Below are 14,996 nucleotides of genomic sequence, written 5' to 3' on the forward strand. Positions count from 1 at the left end.
GCAAGAAAACGCGCAATCACGACGTTGCGCAAGACGCCATCCAAAGGAGAATATGATATGGCAGTTAAGATCCGTCTGGCCCGTGGTGGAGCCAAGAAGCGCCCGCATTATTCGATCGTTGTTGCGGATTCGCGCATGCCGCGCGATGGCCGCTTTCTGGAAAAGCTGGGCACCTATAACCCGCTTCTGGCAAAAGACAGCGAAGACCGCGTAAAGCTGAACATGGAGCGTGTGCAGCACTGGCTGGATCAGGGCGCGCAGCCGACAGACCGGATTTCGCGCTTTCTGGAAGCCGCAGGCGTACGTGCCGCCGCGACTCGTGCGAATATGAAGAAGGCTGAGCCTGGCAAGAAAGCCAAGGCGCGTGTCGCCGAGAAGGCCGCAAAAGCCGAAGCCGCCTCGGCGGAATAAAGCGGCGAAAGGGGGGCTGTCTGCCCCCCTCTTGCCCGTTCCGGGCAATTCACCCCCCGAGAGTATTTGTCGCAAGAAAATGTCAGCATGAGCAAATCGCGCATCTGTGTCGGAGCTATTGCAGGCGCCTATGGGGTGCGTGGCGAAGTGCGGCTGAAAAGCTTTTGTGCCGATCCCGGGGCGATTGCAGAGTACGGGCCTTTATGGTCCGAGGACGGCGCACGCCAGTTTTCTGTTACCTTGGGCGCGCCAGTGGCGCAGGGGTTTGCCGCGCGTATCGGTGGGGTAATAACCCGTGAACAAGCGGATGCGTTGCGCGGGGTTCGGTTGTTTGCGGAACGAGAGAATTTGCCTGCCTTGCCGGATGACGAATACTACCACGCAGATCTGATCGGGTTGGACGTGTTCGATACCGGTGGTGTGTGTTTGGGGCGCGTCAAGGCTGTGTTGAATCACGGCGCATCTGACCTGCTGGAACTGGTTCTGCCGGGCCGCAAGGGGGCCGTCTTGTTGCCATTCACGCAGGCGATCGTGCCGACTGTTGATCTGGCGTCACGGCGTATCGTCGCGGATCCGCCCGAAGGGTTGATCGAGTGAGCGCGCCGCCGCGCCGCGCCGCGGGACGATTGGCGATAACCCCGTCACTGACACCGCGCGACCTGGACCGACGCGGCACGCCGGCCAAGGCGTGGCAGGCGCGCGTCATCACCCTGTTTCCTGAAGCTTTTCCCGGTATTCTGGGCCTGTCGCTTACAGGCCGCGCGCTGAACGGGGGGCGCTGGGGGTTGGAGGCGATTGACCTGCGCCCTTTCGGGCTGGGCAAGCACCGCAATGTCGATGATACGCCTGCCGGTGGCGGGGCAGGGATGGTGTTGCGCGCGGATGTTCTGGGGCGTGCTGTTGAGGTTGCCATGCGCGGCGTGCCTGAGGATCGTGGCGCATGGCCTTTGGTCTGCCTGAGCCCGCGGGGCCGTCCGTTTACACAAGACACGGCCCGTCACTGGGCAGGCGCGCGTGGGATCACCATGATTTGCGGGCGTTTCGAGGGTGTGGACCAGCGGGTGATCGACCATTACGGGATTGAGGAAATCTCGCTTGGGGATTTTGTCCTGACCGGGGGCGAGATTGCCGCACAGGCCATGATTGATGCGACCGTGCGTCTGCTGCCCGATGTGCTGGGCAACGCCGAGTCGATCGAGGAAGAGAGTTTCTCGGACGGGTTGCTGGAGCACCCGCAATACACGCGTCCGGCGGAATGGGCCGGGCGCGATATCCCATCGGTCCTGATGTCCGGCAATCATGGTGCGATTGCGCGCTGGCGTCAGGAACAGGCTGAAGCGCTGACCCGCGCGCGCCGTCCTGATCTTTGGGACAAATGGCGCGCGGACAAGGGGCAGGACTAAGCCGTCTCGCGCGTGATTTCTGCGCCTAGCCCCTGCATCAGCGACTCGAATACCGGGAAGGATGTGGCGATTGGGCCTGCATCATCGACTGTGATCGGGGCGCGTGCCACGAGGCCAAGGCACAGGAAGCTCATGGCGATGCGGTGGTCGAGATGGGTTTGCACCGTGGCATCCCCCGGCACACCATCGGGACCCATGCCATAAACTGTCAGGCTGTCCTCAGTTTCCGCCACGCGGACACCGCAGGCCTCCAACCCGCGCGCCATCGCGTCGATCCGGTCGGATTCCTTGACCCGCAATTCCTTGATGCCACGCATGACGGTCACACCCTCGGCTGTCGCGGCAAGCGCGGCAAGCACGGGATATTCATCGATCATGCTGGCGGCGCGTTCGGGGGGCACTTCGATCCCTTTCAGCGCAGAAAAGCGCACCCGCAGATCGGCCACAGGTTCGCCGCCTTCTTCACGCGGGTTTTCCATCACAAGATCAGCGCCCATATCCTGCAATGTCAGGAAAATGCCATTTCTGGTCGGGTTCTGGCTGACTCCGGGTACTAGAATGTTGGAATTCTGTACCATTAGCGCCGCGCAAACCGGGAAAGCGGCAGAGGATGGGTCGCGCGGGACAGCAACATTCTGGCCTTCCAGTTCCGGCTGGCCGGTCAGGGTGATCACGCGGCCATCTTCGGTGTCCTCGACTGTGATGGACGCCCCGAAGCCCCGCAGCATCCGTTCTGTATGGTCGCGGGTGGGTTCCTGTTCAACAACAACAGTCTGGCCCGGTGCATTCAACCCGGCCAGCAAGACCGCGGATTTGACCTGAGCCGAGGGCATGGGCACGCGGTAGCGCACAGGCACTGGTTGCGCCGCGCCGATAAGCGTCAGTGGCAGGCGGCCGCCGCGCCGTGCATAGGACTGCGCCCCGAACAGGGCCAGCGGATCAGTAACACGGCCCATCGGGCGCTTGTTCAGGCTGGCATCGCCAGTGAATGTTGCAGTTATATCCGTAGTTGCCATGGCGCCCATGATCAGGCGCACACCAGTGCCGGAATTGCCGCAATCAATCACTTGCTCGGGCTCTGCGAAGCCGCCAACACCCACACCATGCACAGACCATTCGCCGGGGCCGTGCTGCGTGACTTCGGCGCCGAAGGCCTGCATGGCCTTGGCCGTATCCAGAACATCTTGCCCTTCCAGAAGCCCGGTAATCGACGTCCTGCCGATGGACAAGGCCCCGAGGATCAGCGCGCGATGCGAGATGGATTTGTCGCCAGGCACCTCGGCAACACCAGAGAGAGGGCCGGATTTATGGGCAGTCATGGAAAATGCAGGGCCGTGGCCGGACATGGGGTGCCTCTCGGTCAGATGAAGTTGCGCCGGTTGATAGCGCAACCCGTCTTGGGCGTCCATGGCTGTTGCGCGTTACAAAAGCGTGTGGGGTCAATCGTCTTGCAGCAAGGCGCTGACTTCGCTTGCGAGCGCTTCAAGTTCGGCGCGCATTGCGGGGCTGCGCGCGCCTTCGATCCCGCCAAGCCCGAGGCCCAGTGTTTCGGCATAGGCCACGCGGTTGGCGATCTGGGTTTTTGCCAATGCAGCACTTAGCGCCTGTGCGGCTTCCATAACCTCTGTGCCCAGACGTGTGCCCGCACGTGCGCGGTTCAGCACGACAAGCACTTCGCGCCCTTCGCGTCGCGTCAGGTCCAGAACGCCATCTGTCGCCCAGAGGTCAACATGGCTGGAGGCCACCGGAACCAGCACCAGATCGGCCACGCGCAAGGCAGGACGCAGGTCGGAATCGGCCTTTGGCGGTGTGTCGATGATAACGAAATCCGCCATGTCGCGTAGTTTGCCAACTTCATACCCCACACCCCAGGCTGATGCGGTGGAGAATTCCATATTCTCGGTGCGATCGGCCTCATTGCGGGTCATGAACCAGCGCCCGAGAGAGCCTTGGGGATCTGTATCCAGAAACGCGACATTGTAACCCGCCCGCGCCAGCATGACCCCAAGATTGACCGCAAGTGTTGTCTTGCCTGACCCACCTTTTTGCTGCGCGATAGTGATTACCTTGCCCTTGGCCATGATCCGCACCCTTCGTCGTGATCGCCTGTCTTCGCTGCAACGCAGCATAGACGAATTTTCACAGGATGCACGTGCAAACTTCAGGCGCGTTCATCCTTGGGTGAGCCCATGACCACCATTGTCGTGATCCTGTCAAGAAAGGGGAATGCGCCCATATAGTCTGTGTGAAACTGTTTATAGGCGGCAAGATCGCGCGCCTCGACCCGCAGCAAATATTCCACGGTTCCGGTGATGTTGTGGCACTCACGCACCTGAGGGGCGGCACGCATGAGCCGCTCGAATTCGGCCTGTGCGGCTTTCGTGTGTTTCGACAGGCCCACAGTCACATAAGCGATAAAGCCGATGCCTGTCAAAGCAGGGTCTATGACAGCGCGGTATCCGGTGATCACGCGCTGGCGCTCCAGGTCCTGAACACGGCGCAGACAGGCAGAGGGCGACAGCCCGACGCGATCGGCCAACTCAATATTGGTCAGGCGCCCCTCGCGTGAGAGGATGCGCAATATTTCTTCTGATTTTTTGTCAATATCACTCATTAATTGCAGCATTAGTCCATCTTGCACAGTTTTTGCAATGTATCGGTTGAGCATTTGCCGTAGAACCGAGGGCAGCATAAAGGGCGCCCCAATGACAATAGACCTGTTTCTGGCTTTGATTACATTTGCATTTGTCACTTCGGTCACGCCGGGGCCCAACAATGTCATGTTGCTGGCATCAGGTGTGAATTTCGGGTTTCGCCGGACGATCCCGCATATGGCCGGTGTTGCGGTCGGGCATGCATTCATGGTGTTTCTTGTCGGGGTCGGCCTGATGGGGGTGTTCATCAGCTACCCGCCTGTGCAATTCGCGCTCAAGGTTGTCTCTGCGGTCTACATGCTGTGGCTGGCATGGAAGATCGCGAATGCTGCGCCACCTGCTGGGGCGCAGCGGGCAGGGCGCCCGTTTTCTTTCATACAGGCTGCGGCGTTTCAGTGGGTCAACCCCAAGGCCTGGATCATGTCGCTGGCGGCCGTCACGCTGTATGCACCGGGACAGGAATGGGGGGCGGTTGCATGGGTGGCGTTCGGGTTTTTATGCGTAGGGTGGACAACGACCATTATTTGGACTGTGCTGGGGCTGGGGTTGCGGCGGTTCCTGCAAAAACCTATGGCCTTGCGCGTGTTCAATTACACAATGGCGGCGCTGCTGCTGGCATCGCTGGTGCCGGTGCTGTTTCAAGGATAATTCAGCCGCTCTGCGCGTGGTTCACTGCGTGACTCGCCGCGCAACACTTTATCATGCGGCGAATATCTGCGGCGATGCTTAAAATTTGAGCGTTTTTTGCCTGATCTCTTTACATTCCTCTGGCTTCTGCCTTTGATGAGAATGACACAGGGAGCATTTGAATTTATGACAGACCCTTTCTTCAATGAGATGTATGATCAGAACGGGCTACGTGTGCCCTATCGGATGCTTGAAGGTTGGTATCAGAACATGCCGGCCGAGTTTCGGGCCGTAAAGCAGGCCGAGGCAGAGGGGCTTTTTCGCCGCTATGGTATCACCTTTGCAGTCTATGGCGAAGGTGGCGACCCTGATCGCCTGATTCCATTTGACATGTTTCCAAGGGTCTTTGCTGCCAATGAATGGCGCAGGCTGGAACGCGGGATAAAGCAGCGTGCGCGTGCGCTCAATGCGTTCTTGTCCGATGTCTATGACCGGGGCGAGATTATTCGCGCGGGCCGTATTCCGGCAGATCTGGTTTATCGCAACGATGCCTACGAAATCGCAGTTGCGGGGTTTCGACCGCCGCTTGGAGTGTTCAGCCATATTGTCGGTATTGATCTGGTGCGCACAGGGGCTGACCAGTTCTACGTTCTTGAAGATAACTGCCGCACCCCCTCTGGCGTATCCTATATGCTGGAGAACAGAGAGGTCATGATGCGGATGTTCCCGCATCTGTTTCAGGAAAACCGCGTGGCCCCTGTCGATGGCTATGCAAGGCTTCTGAAGCGGACGCTGGCCTCTGTTGCGCCTGCAAAATGCGACCGCGACCCATGTGTGGTGCTGCTGACGCCGGGGCATTTCAATTCAGCCTATTACGAGCATAGTTTTCTGGCCGATCTGATGGGGATCGAACTGGTCGAAGGGCAGGATCTGTTCGTCGATGGCGACTTTTGCTGGATGCGCACGACGGAAGGGCCGAAGAAAGTGGATGTCATCTATCGCAGGATTGATGACGCCTATCTTGATCCGCTGTGCTTCCGCCCCGATTCCACCCTTGGTGTGCCGGGCCTGATGAATGTCTACCGCTCTGGCGGGGTGACGATCTGCTCTGCCCCTGGCGCAGGCGTTGCCGATGACAAGGCGATCTACACCTATGTGCCAGAGATGATTCGCTTCTATCTGGGCGAGGCGCCGATTCTGGAAAATGTGCCGACATGGCAATGTGCCAAGCCCGATGACCTGAAATATGTGCAGGAAAATATTGCTGATCTTGTGGTCAAGGAAGTCCACGGCTCTGGCGGGTATGGCATGCTTGTTGGGCCAAAGGCCGACAAAGCCACGATAGAGACATTTGCGGCCAAGCTGGCCGCCAATCCTTCAAACTATATCGCACAACCCACATTGGCCTTGTCCACCTGCCCGACATTTGTCGAAGAAGGGATTGCACCGCGCCATGTTGATTTGCGGCCCTACTGTCTGGTCGGGCGCGATGTCGAACTGGTGCCGGGCGGGCTGACCCGCGTGGCATTGACCGAAGGGTCGCTGGTGGTCAACTCGTCTCAGGGCGGGGGGGTCAAGGATACATGGGTTATCGCGGAGGAATGACATGCTAAGCCGTACAGCCGCGAACCTGTTCTGGATGGCTCGCTATCTGGAACGTTCTGAAACAACCGCCCGCCTGTTGGACCTGGGCTTTCGCAATGCATTGCTGCCCAATGCTGGCGGGGGCTTTCGCAATGAATGGAGCGCGATCCTGCAAAGCAAGGGTACGCTGCAACAATTCACCGACAAATATGGTGATCTGGTGCAGCGCAATGCCGAAAGCTTTCTTTTCTTCGATCTGGAGAACCCCTCTTCGGTTGCCAGTTGCATCACTGCTGCGCGTGAGAATGCGCGGATCGTGCGCACGGCGCTGACCAGTCAGGTCTGGGACGCGATCAACGTCAGTTATCAGGAACTGAAGGCCCTTACCCGGCGCGAGCGTTCTTCGTTGGAGGTCCCGGAACTGACTGACTGGACCTTGCGCACCGCAGCCCTGATCCGCGGGGCGATTGAAACCACACAATTGCGCAATGACGGCTACCGTTTCATGAATCTTGGCTACGCAGTCGAGCGTGCAGATAACACCGCGCGGCTGCTGGACGTGAAATATTACGTCCTGTTGCCGTCCGTGGCCTATGTCGGTTCCGGGTTGGACAACTATCAATGGACGACGCTGTTGCGTGCGCTGTCGGCACATAGGGCCTATAACTGGGCCTATGGAGGTGAACTCAGCGCCGCGCAAATTGCGCATTTCCTTATCCTGAACCCGAAGTTTCCCCGCTCGCTTCTGTCCTGCTCCATCGAGGCGAATGAGCATCTGGACCATCTTGGGCGCATTTACGGGCGTTCCAGCCCGGCACAGGAAGCGGCCCGCAAACTGCTGGGAGAGTTGGCGGAGGCGCGTATCGAAGATGTGTTCGATGAAGGTTTGCACGAATTCCTGACCCGCATGATATCCGAGAATGCAGGCCTTGGTCAGTGTATCAGTGACCAATATCTGACCGGAGAAGCGCGATGATTCTGACTGTTTATCACAAGACCAGCTATGATTTCGCGTCCCCTGTCGGGGGCATTTTGCAAAGCCATCGGCTGACCCCTGCGAAATGTGAGGCGCAGAAGATCATCGAGTGGCAGGTTGATGTTCCCGGCGCCGTTATGGGCGAAATGTTCCGCGACGGGGCAGGGGATTATATTCAGACCGTTTCGCTGCGCATGCCCGTCACCAGCATTGAAGTGACTGTCCGTGGTATTGTCGAGACGACAGATACATCGGGCATTCTGCGCGGTCATCGAGAGCGGGTGCCCCCGCGCGCCTATATGCGCGACACGTTGCGCACCGAACCGAACCGCGCGATCCGCGATCTGGTAGATGAGACTTTGCACGGCAAACAAGACGCCCCGGAACTGGAGCGCGCGCATCTGCTTGCTGCCGCTGTGGCCGAGGCACTGCCTTACAGGCCGGGCGCAACCCATGCCCATACCACCGCAGCCGAGGCGATGAGTGAAGGGGCAGGGGTGTGTCAGGACCATGCGCAGGTTCTGATTGCCTGTGCCCATCTTGCCGATATGCCAGCGCGCTATGTCTCTGGCTATCTGAACGCGACCGAAGACGGCACGCCCCATGAAGCAAGCCATGCCTGGGCGGAAATCTATGTCGCTGGTTTGGGCTGGATCGGGTTCGATGCTTCCAACAAGTGCTGTCCCAATGAGCATTACATTCGCCTTGGGTCGGGCCTTGATGCGGAAGATGCCGCACCCATCCGCGGATTGGTTCTGGGCGGAGCGGCGGAAACGCTGGATGTAACCGTGGTGATCGAGGCACAGCAACAGTGACGACGCTTGCACCCGCGCTGCGACAGCGCTACGACAGCTTATCCAATCTTGCCAGGGAAATAGAGCGATGACCTATTGCGTCGGGCTTTTGCTGAATGCGGGGCTTGTCTTGCTGTCTGACACCCGCACGAATGCGGGGCTGGACAATATTTCCACCTATCGCAAGATGTTCACCTTCGAAGAGCCGGGCGAGAGGGTCATTGTCATGATGACTGCGGGCAATCTGTCGGTCACTCAGACGACCCTCGCGCGGTTGACCGAAGAGATTAACAATCCCGAAGCCACGCATGAAACCTCGATCATGAAGGCAGAGAACATGCTCGATGTGGCCACACAGGTCGGCGAAATGTTGTCGCGTGTCACTGCGGAAACCAAGACGCGCATGGACCGGATGAACCAGAGCGCCAGCGCCTCCATGATCGTGGCGGGCCAGCGCAAGGGCGGTCGTATGCGGCTTTTCCTTGTCTACCCGGAGGGTAATTTCATCGAGGCGACCGAAGACACCCCCTATTTACAGATTGGCGAGCATAAATATGGCAAACCCATTCTGGACCGCGTGATTACCGCTGATACGCCTTTGGAAGAAGCCCGAAAGGCAGTGCTTTTGTCGATGGATTCAACTCTGCGGTCCAATCTCAGCGTGGGAATGCCGCTGGATATGGTGGTGATCGAAGCCGATTCCCTGCGTATCAACGAACAACGCCGGATCGAGGCAAATGACGAGGAATTTGCCGCGATGTCGGCAGCCTGGTCACAGGCGTTGCGCGACGCTTTCACTCAGATCAAGTGATCGTCGCTGGTGCCTTCTGGCAGTTCTTGTGCCAGAAACCGCTCGAACGCATCCAGATTGATGGCTTCAAACTGCCCGAAAGCTTGCATCCAGATGCTGGCCTCGCGCAAGGCATCCGGTTCCAGCTTGCACCATTTCACGCGCCCGCGTTTTTCCTGACTGATCAGCCCGGCTGCGGCCAGAATGCCCAGATGTTTTGAAATCGCCGCAAGCGACATCTCAAAAGGGTCGGCGACATCGGTGACGGCCATATCATCTTCCAGCAGCATAGCAAGAATGGCCCGGCGCGTTGGGTCGGCCAGTGCCATGAAAATCTGGTCAAGCGTGGGGGCATGTTCGCGGTCCATATGCGTGTTCTGGGCTGATGGCTGGCAAAGGTCAACTGTTTGGTTGAATATGCTGCAGCGGCGAAATGTGACGTCAGGCAGGATGTGGTAAAACCACGATGAAGATAAAGTATAATAAAAACAATATCTTGTGGTCTATTTTTGTTGGATTAATCTGCCTTGACTCTAGACCTTTGCCTGCCTAGTTTCCGTGCAACTTGCAGCCGGAGGTGGCGGGCATGACCAAGCGTGAAGAGATGGAGCAGCTCAAGGCTCTCGAAGACCGGATCGCAAAGGTGAAAGCCACGCTAGAGCCGCCGAAGGCAGCGCAGGATCACCACTCGATGGCCCAGATCGGCTGGAGAATGGTGATCGAACTGGTGTCGGGTTTGGGCATCGGTGCGGCGATGGGATACGGGCTTGATGTGCTGTTTGGCACCTTGCCGATCTTTCTCGTGCTGCTGACATTATTGGGCTTCGCGGCCGGGGTGAAGACGATGATGCGTTCCGCCCGCGAATTTGAGACCGGAACAGACAGGGCGGCACCTGCACAAACAGGTGCAAAGCAAGGGGACAAGACCAGTGGCGGGTGAAAATGGTGGCCTTGAAATCAGGCCGATGGACCAGTTTGAAGTCAAGGCGCTGTTCGGCGGTGATGTGAGTTGGTACACACCAACCAACGTCACCCTCTGGATGGCGCTGACGGTTGTCGCTGCTTCGGCCCTGATGATCTATGGCGCACGCGGTCGTGCGCTGGTCCCAAGCCGGGCGCAATCTGCGGCGGAAATGACCTATGGGTTCATCTATAACATGGTCAAGGATGTAGCAGGGCATGACGCAGTGCGCTTCTTCCCGCATGTGTTTACCTTGTTCATGTTTGTGCTGTTTGCGAACTTGCTGGGCCTGATCCCCTTCGCCTTTACGACCACGTCACATATCGCAGTGACAGCGGTGCTGGCCTTCACAGTGTTCTTGTCTGTGACAGCATTGGGGTTCATCCTGAACGGTACCAAGTTTCTGGGCCTGTTCTGGGTCAGCTCTGCGCCGCTTGCCTTGCGGCCTGTGCTGGCCCTGATCGAATTGATCTCTTATTTCGCGCGCCCCATCAGCCATTCCATTCGTCTTGCGGGTGCGATGATGGCGGGACATGCGGTGGCGAAAGTGTTTGCTGGCTTTGCCGGCGCGCTGGGTGCTGCCTTCTTCGTGCCAGTGCTGGCTGTGACCGCGCTCTACGCTTTGGAGCTGCTGGTCGCCGTGATCCAGGCCTACGTCTTTACCATTCTGACCTGTGTGTACCTGAAGGACGCACTGCACCCCTCGCACTGACGGGCGTATCGGGTCGAATACCAAACTCAAGCCAATTCCAACTCAAGGAGAAATGACATGGAAGGCGATATCGCAGAAATGGGCAAGTACATCGGTGTTGGTCTGACCGCCATTGGTATGGGCGGCGCAGCAATCGGTGTGGGCAACATTGCTGGCAACTTCCTGTCGGGTGCATTGCGCAACCCGTCGGCTGCTGCTGGTCAGACTGCCATGCTCTTCATCGGCATCGCATTCGCAGAAGCTCTGGGGATCTTCTCGTTCCTCGTCGCGCTGCTGCTGATGTTCGCTGTCTAAGCGCTTCCCGACTATATCCTTATGCCCGGGGGGGCCATGTGGCCCCTTCGGTGAATTCAGGGCTTAGGGGGACGACATGGCAGAAACTGCCGCATCGGGGTCAGGTATGCCCCAACTAGACGTTTCCACCTTCTCGAACCAGATTTTCTGGCTGATCGTGACTTTGGTGGTGCTATATTATGTTATGTCGCGCGTGGCTCTGCCGCGTATTGCGGCTGTTTTGGCTGACCGTCGCGGGACGATCACCAGCGATATTGCTGCGGCTGAAGAATACAAGCTGAAGGCGCAGCAGGCGGAAGAAGCCTATAACAAGGCTTTGGCCGAAGCGCGCGCAGAGGCCGGACGCATTGTCGATGCGGCAAAAGCCGAAATGCAGGCAGAGCTGGATGTCCAGATTGCCAAGGCCGATGCCGAGATTGCAGCCAAGGCGGCAGAATCCGAGCGGCGCATCCGCGAGATTCGCGATAGCGCGATGGAAATGGTGTCTGATGTCTCCAAGGATGTCACGACGGACATCCTGGATGTTTTCGGTGCCAAGGCAGATAAGCGTAGCGTTACGGCCGCGGTGAATGCCCGACTGAAAGGGGATGCATGATGTTGAGACTTTCAGCACTTGCCATGATCGCGGCAAGCCCCGCATGGGCCGCGCCAGCGGGTAAGCCTTTCTTCTCGCTCTACAACACCGATTTGATCGTGTTGATGGCGTTCATCATCTTTATTGGCATCCTTGTATACTTCAAGGTGCCGGAAAAGGTGTCTGGCCTGTTGGACAGCCGCGCAGTGGGGATTCAGTCCGAACTGGACGAAGCACGCCGTTTGCGCGAAGAAGCCCTTGCGCTGCATGCATCCTTTGAGCGGCGCCATGCCGAGGTCAAGGACGATGCCGCGCGGATCGTTGAGAAGGCCAAGGCCGACGCCCAATTGGCGGCCAAACAGGCAAAGGACGAGATCGAAGCCTCAATCGCGCGTCGTCTGAAGGGCGCAGAGGAACAGATCGCATCTGCCGAAGCGGCGGCTATCCGTGACGTGCGTAACAAGGCTGTGGCAATTGCCATCGCCGCTGCGGGCGACATGATGGCGAAGCAAATGGATGCCGATGGCAATGACGCACTGGTCCAGAAGGCGATTGCATCCGCGCAGGAACATCTGCACTAAGCAATCCGGTCAGTGACCTAATTGACATGAAAACCCGGCTTCGCGCCGGGTTTTTTACATCGCGCGCGCATGCTCAAAGCGAAGGCGCGCAATCTCCTCGTTCTCTTCGCTGCGTTTCAGATCGCTCATCAGCTTCTTCACATAATCCAGATGGGCTTGTGCCGCGCCACGCGCGCCCGCTGGGTCGCGCTGCTGAAGTGCGGCGTTTATCGCGCGATGCTGATCCAGTAATTCGTCCCGTGTGCCGCGCTGGCGAAAGATCATCTGGCGATTATAGAACACGCCCTGATGCAGCAGGTTGAACATTGCGCGCATCATATGCAGCATGATGATGTTGTGCGATGCTTCCACAATAGACAGGTGAAATTCCGCATCAAGGCGCGCTTCTTCAGTCGGATCGCGTTTGAGATGCGCCTCTTCCATTTTCTGGTAGATCGTGTCGATGACTTTCAGATCCATCTCTGAACCAAGCCGCGCAGCGCGCTCTGCCGACATCCCCTCCAGGTCACGACGAAAGCTGATATAATCAAACAGCGCCGCATCATGCCCCGCGAACAGGCTGACCAATGAATCCGAGAAGGCAGAATCAAGTAGTTCTGCCACATATATGCCTGCGCCTGCTTTGGTGGTCACCAACCCACGCGATTGCATTTCAGATAAAGCCTCGCGCAGCGATGGGCGCGAGACGCCCATCTTCTCGGCAAGTTCCCTTTCCGATGGCAGGCGTTCCCCGGGACGCAAGATGCCGCGTAAGATCAGCATCTCCAATTGCCTGACGACGCTACTCGAAAGTTTCTCAGCTTGGATGCGTTGAAAGGGCATGCGATTTCGCCTTGCTTTTGGTCCGCACAGGGGAATTGCACGGAATTTATGCAGTTATTGGTAAAAAGATATGACCGGTTGAGCCTTTGCGCAATAAAAAAGGCCAGTCCGCAGACTGGCCCTTGATCTCATGTCATGTCGATCAGGCGGGTTGATGCGGCCTGATGAAGATCTCGACACGGCGGTTTTGCGCGCGACCGGCAGGGGTTGCATTGCTGGCAACAGGCTGAGTTAGGCCACGTCCCTGCGTCTGGATACGGTTTGACGCGACCCCTTGGCTGCGCAAAACCTGCGCCACTGACCCGGCGCGCCGTTCTGACAGGCTTTGGTTATAGGCGGCGCTGCCTGTATTGTCGGTATGCCCCACAATAATAATGTCGCTGCGCGGGTAATTCACCAGATTGGTCGAAATGGCGCGAAGGTCGTTTTGCAGATCCGGGCGCAATGTTGCGCTGTCAGTTGCAAACAGCAGGTCTTGTGGCAGGGTCAGGATCAATTCCTGCCCGGTATTGCGGATATTCACATTATCGCCAAGCTGCCGACGCAGATCTGCGGCCTGACGGTCCAGTTGCTGGCCGATCAAAGCCCCGGTCGCGCCGCCAATCAGCGCGCCCGCAGCCGCGCGGCGGCCACTCCCGTCACCTGTTGCTGCACCGATCACACCCCCCACAGCCGCGCCTGTCAGTGCGCCACCCAAGGTGCGATTCTGTGTGTTTTCAGGGTCTGGTGCACATGCTGCCAGTGCAATCACTGCCGCACCAAGCGACAAGGTTGAGACGGAAACCTTCATCAAGCTATCCTCCAAAAGGTCAAGGCTGCGATATACGCTTATATAACACAGAAGGTCACCTCACGTTCCCTTTATCGTTCAGAAATCTGCTCATATGCCGCAACAGGCGTGGTCGCATCCTGTCGCGCGGCTTCCCATGCCAGCATGGCGCGTTTGCGCGGCAGCCCCCAATGATACCCGCCAAGCGCGCCGGTCCCGCCGCGCAAACACCTGTGGCAGGGCAACAAGAAGCCGATCGGATTGCGCCCCACAGCCGTTCCGACTGCACGTGCGGCGCGGTCCGCGCCTATTGCCTTGCCCAATTCGCCATAAGTCGTCACCTCTCCAGACGGCACCTGTAACAGCGCTTCCCACACCTTGATCTGAAAAGGGGTTCCGATCAGGTGCAGGTCTGCGTGGCCTGTTTGTGCAAATGCCGCCGTAACATACGGCGCGGCGGCGCTTGCATCTGCGGTGTATATGGCGTTTGGCCAGCGCTTCATCATGTCGGACAAGGTCGCATCTTCCTGCCCCTGATCGGCAAAGGCCAGACCGCACAAACCGCGTGCGCTGGCCATCCCCAGCGCCTTGCCAAAAGGCGTATCAAACCAGCCATAGCGGATGGTCAGCCCTGCGCCTCGCTGCGCATACTCTCCCGGTGTCATGGCTTCCCAGCGCAAGAACAGGTCATGCAGCCGCGCTTGCCCCGAGAGGCCCAATGCATGGGCCGTTTGTAGCGTTGACATTCTTTCAGACAGAAGTTTGCGCGCATGGCCCAGTGTCAGATATTGCTGATAGCGCTTGGGGGACACCCCGGCCCATTGACTGAAGAGGCGTTGAAAATGCGCCGCGCTCATCCCCATGTCTTGCGCCAGATCTGCCAGACTGCGTTGCGCGCCTCCGGGCGCGTCAATCAGGGCAATCGCGCGGGCGATAACATGGTAATGATAGCTTTCTGCTTGCATAGACGCATCTTTCATGGCGGGGCCCTTCCAATCTCGTGCCAAAACTAAACCAGCCTGTCGCTTTGCGCGACCCGAAAGC

20 protein-coding genes are annotated in these 14,996 nt (G+C 58.4%); 13 read left to right on the forward strand and 7 right to left on the reverse strand.

Translation table 11 applies throughout. From position 1 onward, the window contains the following. Window positions 1-57 precede the first annotated feature (57 nt). From rpsP to trmD, 3 genes are all read left to right on the forward strand, one after another. Complete coding sequence (gene rpsP / locus EV660_RS12410; RefSeq protein WP_071480307.1) at window positions 58-411, forward strand: 30S ribosomal protein S16; 354 nt, start codon at window positions 58-60, stop codon at window positions 409-411. Window positions 412-498: 87 nt separating this feature from the next. Further along, window positions 499-1,008, forward strand: coding sequence for a ribosome maturation factor RimM (rimM, locus tag EV660_RS12415; RefSeq protein ID WP_071480308.1), 510 nt, complete (start codon window positions 499-501; stop codon window positions 1,006-1,008). Further along, window positions 1,005-1,814 carry a tRNA (guanosine(37)-N1)-methyltransferase TrmD gene (gene trmD / locus EV660_RS12420; protein WP_071480309.1) on the forward strand — a complete coding sequence of 270 codons (810 nt, stop codon included), beginning with the start codon at window positions 1,005-1,007 and terminating at the stop codon, window positions 1,812-1,814. The genes rimM and trmD overlap by 4 nt, the downstream gene beginning before the upstream one ends. On the opposite strand, the gene aroA is transcribed toward trmD, so the two are convergent. The 3 genes from aroA to EV660_RS12435 all read right to left on the reverse strand — a co-directional run bounded on the left by aroA (window position 1,811) and on the right by EV660_RS12435 (window position 4,428). After that, window positions 1,811-3,160, reverse strand: coding sequence for a 3-phosphoshikimate 1-carboxyvinyltransferase (aroA, locus tag EV660_RS12425; RefSeq protein WP_071482003.1), 1,350 nt, complete (start codon window positions 3,158-3,160; stop codon window positions 1,811-1,813). The genes trmD and aroA overlap by 4 nt on opposite strands. 93 nt (window positions 3,161-3,253) lie before the next feature. After that, window positions 3,254-3,895: a ParA family partition ATPase gene (parA, locus tag EV660_RS12430; protein WP_071482004.1), complete on the reverse strand. Its 642-nt coding sequence runs from the start codon at window positions 3,893-3,895 to the stop codon at window positions 3,254-3,256. Between the two features lie 80 nt (window positions 3,896-3,975). After that, window positions 3,976-4,428, reverse strand: coding sequence for an Lrp/AsnC family transcriptional regulator (locus EV660_RS12435; RefSeq protein WP_071480310.1), 453 nt, complete (start codon window positions 4,426-4,428; stop codon window positions 3,976-3,978). A gap of 91 nt (window positions 4,429-4,519) precedes the next feature. On the opposite strand from EV660_RS12435, the gene EV660_RS12440 reads away from it, so the two are divergent. The 5 genes from EV660_RS12440 to EV660_RS12460 all read left to right on the forward strand — a co-directional run bounded on the left by EV660_RS12440 (window position 4,520) and on the right by EV660_RS12460 (window position 9,260). Continuing rightward, entirely contained in the window at window positions 4,520-5,116 is a 597-nt protein-coding gene (locus tag EV660_RS12440) for a LysE family translocator (protein WP_071480311.1), read from the forward strand. A gap of 165 nt (window positions 5,117-5,281) precedes the next feature. Then, window positions 5,282-6,700: a circularly permuted type 2 ATP-grasp protein gene (locus tag EV660_RS12445; protein WP_071482005.1), complete on the forward strand. Its 1,419-nt coding sequence runs from the start codon at window positions 5,282-5,284 to the stop codon at window positions 6,698-6,700. Between the two features lies 1 nt (window position 6,701). Next, window positions 6,702-7,655, forward strand: a complete 954-nt coding sequence (locus EV660_RS12450) for an alpha-E domain-containing protein (protein WP_071480312.1) — start codon at window positions 6,702-6,704, stop codon at window positions 7,653-7,655. Then, on the forward strand, window positions 7,652-8,470 hold the full coding sequence (locus EV660_RS12455; protein WP_071480313.1) for a transglutaminase family protein: 819 nt from the start codon (window positions 7,652-7,654) through the stop codon (window positions 8,468-8,470). The genes EV660_RS12450 and EV660_RS12455 overlap by 4 nt, the downstream gene beginning before the upstream one ends. 67 nt (window positions 8,471-8,537) lie before the next feature. Beyond that, complete coding sequence (locus EV660_RS12460; RefSeq protein ID WP_071480314.1) at window positions 8,538-9,260, forward strand: proteasome-type protease; 723 nt, start codon at window positions 8,538-8,540, stop codon at window positions 9,258-9,260. Here the strand turns inward: EV660_RS12460 and EV660_RS12465 are convergent. Continuing rightward, window positions 9,248-9,607, reverse strand: coding sequence for an ArsR/SmtB family transcription factor (locus EV660_RS12465; RefSeq protein WP_071480315.1), 360 nt, complete (start codon window positions 9,605-9,607; stop codon window positions 9,248-9,250). The two genes, EV660_RS12460 and EV660_RS12465, sit on opposite strands and share 13 nt — an antisense overlap. Before the next feature lie 218 nt (window positions 9,608-9,825). Between EV660_RS12465 and EV660_RS12470 the strand changes: the two genes are divergently transcribed. The 5 genes from EV660_RS12470 (at window position 9,826) to EV660_RS12490 (ending at window position 12,361) form a co-directional block, all read left to right on the forward strand. Then, the gene (locus EV660_RS12470; RefSeq protein WP_071480316.1) at window positions 9,826-10,179 is read left to right on the forward strand and encodes an AtpZ/AtpI family protein; all 354 of its coding nucleotides are present in this window, start codon (window positions 9,826-9,828) and stop codon (window positions 10,177-10,179) included. Window positions 10,180-10,204: 25 nt separating this feature from the next. Further along, the gene (locus EV660_RS12475; protein ID WP_084635088.1) at window positions 10,205-10,912 is read left to right on the forward strand and encodes a F0F1 ATP synthase subunit A; all 708 of its coding nucleotides are present in this window, start codon (window positions 10,205-10,207) and stop codon (window positions 10,910-10,912) included. Window positions 10,913-10,969: 57 nt separating this feature from the next. After that, a complete protein-coding gene (locus EV660_RS12480) occupies window positions 10,970-11,206 on the forward strand; it encodes a F0F1 ATP synthase subunit C (protein WP_071470100.1) in 237 nt (78 codons plus the stop codon). A 76-nt stretch (window positions 11,207-11,282) separates the two neighbouring features. Further along, window positions 11,283-11,801, forward strand: a complete 519-nt coding sequence (locus EV660_RS12485) for a F0F1 ATP synthase subunit B' (protein WP_071480317.1) — start codon at window positions 11,283-11,285, stop codon at window positions 11,799-11,801. Beyond that, window positions 11,798-12,361, forward strand: coding sequence for a F0F1 ATP synthase subunit B family protein (locus tag EV660_RS12490; protein ID WP_071480318.1), 564 nt, complete (start codon window positions 11,798-11,800; stop codon window positions 12,359-12,361). Before EV660_RS12485 ends, EV660_RS12490 begins: the two co-directional genes overlap by 4 nt. A gap of 54 nt (window positions 12,362-12,415) precedes the next feature. On the opposite strand, the gene EV660_RS12495 is transcribed toward EV660_RS12490, so the two are convergent. From EV660_RS12495 to EV660_RS12505, 3 genes are all read right to left on the reverse strand, one after another. Continuing rightward, window positions 12,416-13,183 carry a FadR/GntR family transcriptional regulator gene (locus tag EV660_RS12495; protein ID WP_071480319.1) on the reverse strand — a complete coding sequence of 256 codons (768 nt, stop codon included), beginning with the start codon at window positions 13,181-13,183 and terminating at the stop codon, window positions 12,416-12,418. Between the two features lie 142 nt (window positions 13,184-13,325). After that, window positions 13,326-13,973 carry a YiaD family glycine zipper/OmpA-like lipoprotein gene (locus EV660_RS12500; protein WP_071480320.1) on the reverse strand — a complete coding sequence of 216 codons (648 nt, stop codon included), beginning with the start codon at window positions 13,971-13,973 and terminating at the stop codon, window positions 13,326-13,328. Between the two features lie 71 nt (window positions 13,974-14,044). Continuing rightward, entirely contained in the window at window positions 14,045-14,932 is an 888-nt protein-coding gene (locus tag EV660_RS12505) for a methylated-DNA--[protein]-cysteine S-methyltransferase (protein ID WP_100319127.1), read from the reverse strand. Window positions 14,933-14,996: the final 64 nt, after the last annotated feature.

Source organism: Roseinatronobacter bogoriensis DSM 18756, assembly GCF_004366635.1.
Lineage (GTDB): Bacteria > Pseudomonadota > Alphaproteobacteria > Rhodobacterales > Rhodobacteraceae > Roseinatronobacter > Roseinatronobacter bogoriensis.

Coding starts and splice junctions, on each gene's coding strand:
- rpsP (WP_071480307.1), top strand. CDS start 58: ATGGCAGTTAAGATCCGTCTGGCCCGTGGTGGAGCCAAGAAGCGCCCG.
- rimM (WP_071480308.1), top strand. CDS start 499: ATGAGCAAATCGCGCATCTGTGTCGGAGCTATTGCAGGCGCCTATGGG.
- aroA (WP_071482003.1), bottom strand. CDS start 3,160: ATGTCCGGCCACGGCCCTGCATTTTCCATGACTGCCCATAAATCCGGC.
- parA (WP_071482004.1), bottom strand. CDS start 3,895: ATGGCCAAGGGCAAGGTAATCACTATCGCGCAGCAAAAAGGTGGGTCA.
- EV660_RS12435 (WP_071480310.1), bottom strand. CDS start 4,428: ATGAGTGATATTGACAAAAAATCAGAAGAAATATTGCGCATCCTCTCA.
- EV660_RS12440 (WP_071480311.1), top strand. CDS start 4,520: ATGACAATAGACCTGTTTCTGGCTTTGATTACATTTGCATTTGTCACT.
- EV660_RS12445 (WP_071482005.1), top strand. CDS start 5,282: ATGACAGACCCTTTCTTCAATGAGATGTATGATCAGAACGGGCTACGT.
- EV660_RS12450 (WP_071480312.1), top strand. CDS start 6,702: ATGCTAAGCCGTACAGCCGCGAACCTGTTCTGGATGGCTCGCTATCTG.
- EV660_RS12455 (WP_071480313.1), top strand. CDS start 7,652: ATGATTCTGACTGTTTATCACAAGACCAGCTATGATTTCGCGTCCCCT.
- EV660_RS12460 (WP_071480314.1), top strand. CDS start 8,538: ATGACCTATTGCGTCGGGCTTTTGCTGAATGCGGGGCTTGTCTTGCTG.
- EV660_RS12465 (WP_071480315.1), bottom strand. CDS start 9,607: ATGGACCGCGAACATGCCCCCACGCTTGACCAGATTTTCATGGCACTG.
- EV660_RS12470 (WP_071480316.1), top strand. CDS start 9,826: ATGACCAAGCGTGAAGAGATGGAGCAGCTCAAGGCTCTCGAAGACCGG.
- EV660_RS12475 (WP_084635088.1), top strand. CDS start 10,205: ATGGACCAGTTTGAAGTCAAGGCGCTGTTCGGCGGTGATGTGAGTTGG.
- EV660_RS12480 (WP_071470100.1), top strand. CDS start 10,970: ATGGAAGGCGATATCGCAGAAATGGGCAAGTACATCGGTGTTGGTCTG.
- EV660_RS12485 (WP_071480317.1), top strand. CDS start 11,283: ATGGCAGAAACTGCCGCATCGGGGTCAGGTATGCCCCAACTAGACGTT.
- EV660_RS12490 (WP_071480318.1), top strand. CDS start 11,798: ATGATGTTGAGACTTTCAGCACTTGCCATGATCGCGGCAAGCCCCGCA.
- EV660_RS12495 (WP_071480319.1), bottom strand. CDS start 13,183: ATGCCCTTTCAACGCATCCAAGCTGAGAAACTTTCGAGTAGCGTCGTC.
- EV660_RS12500 (WP_071480320.1), bottom strand. CDS start 13,973: ATGAAGGTTTCCGTCTCAACCTTGTCGCTTGGTGCGGCAGTGATTGCA.
- EV660_RS12505 (WP_100319127.1), bottom strand. CDS start 14,932: ATGAAAGATGCGTCTATGCAAGCAGAAAGCTATCATTACCATGTTATC.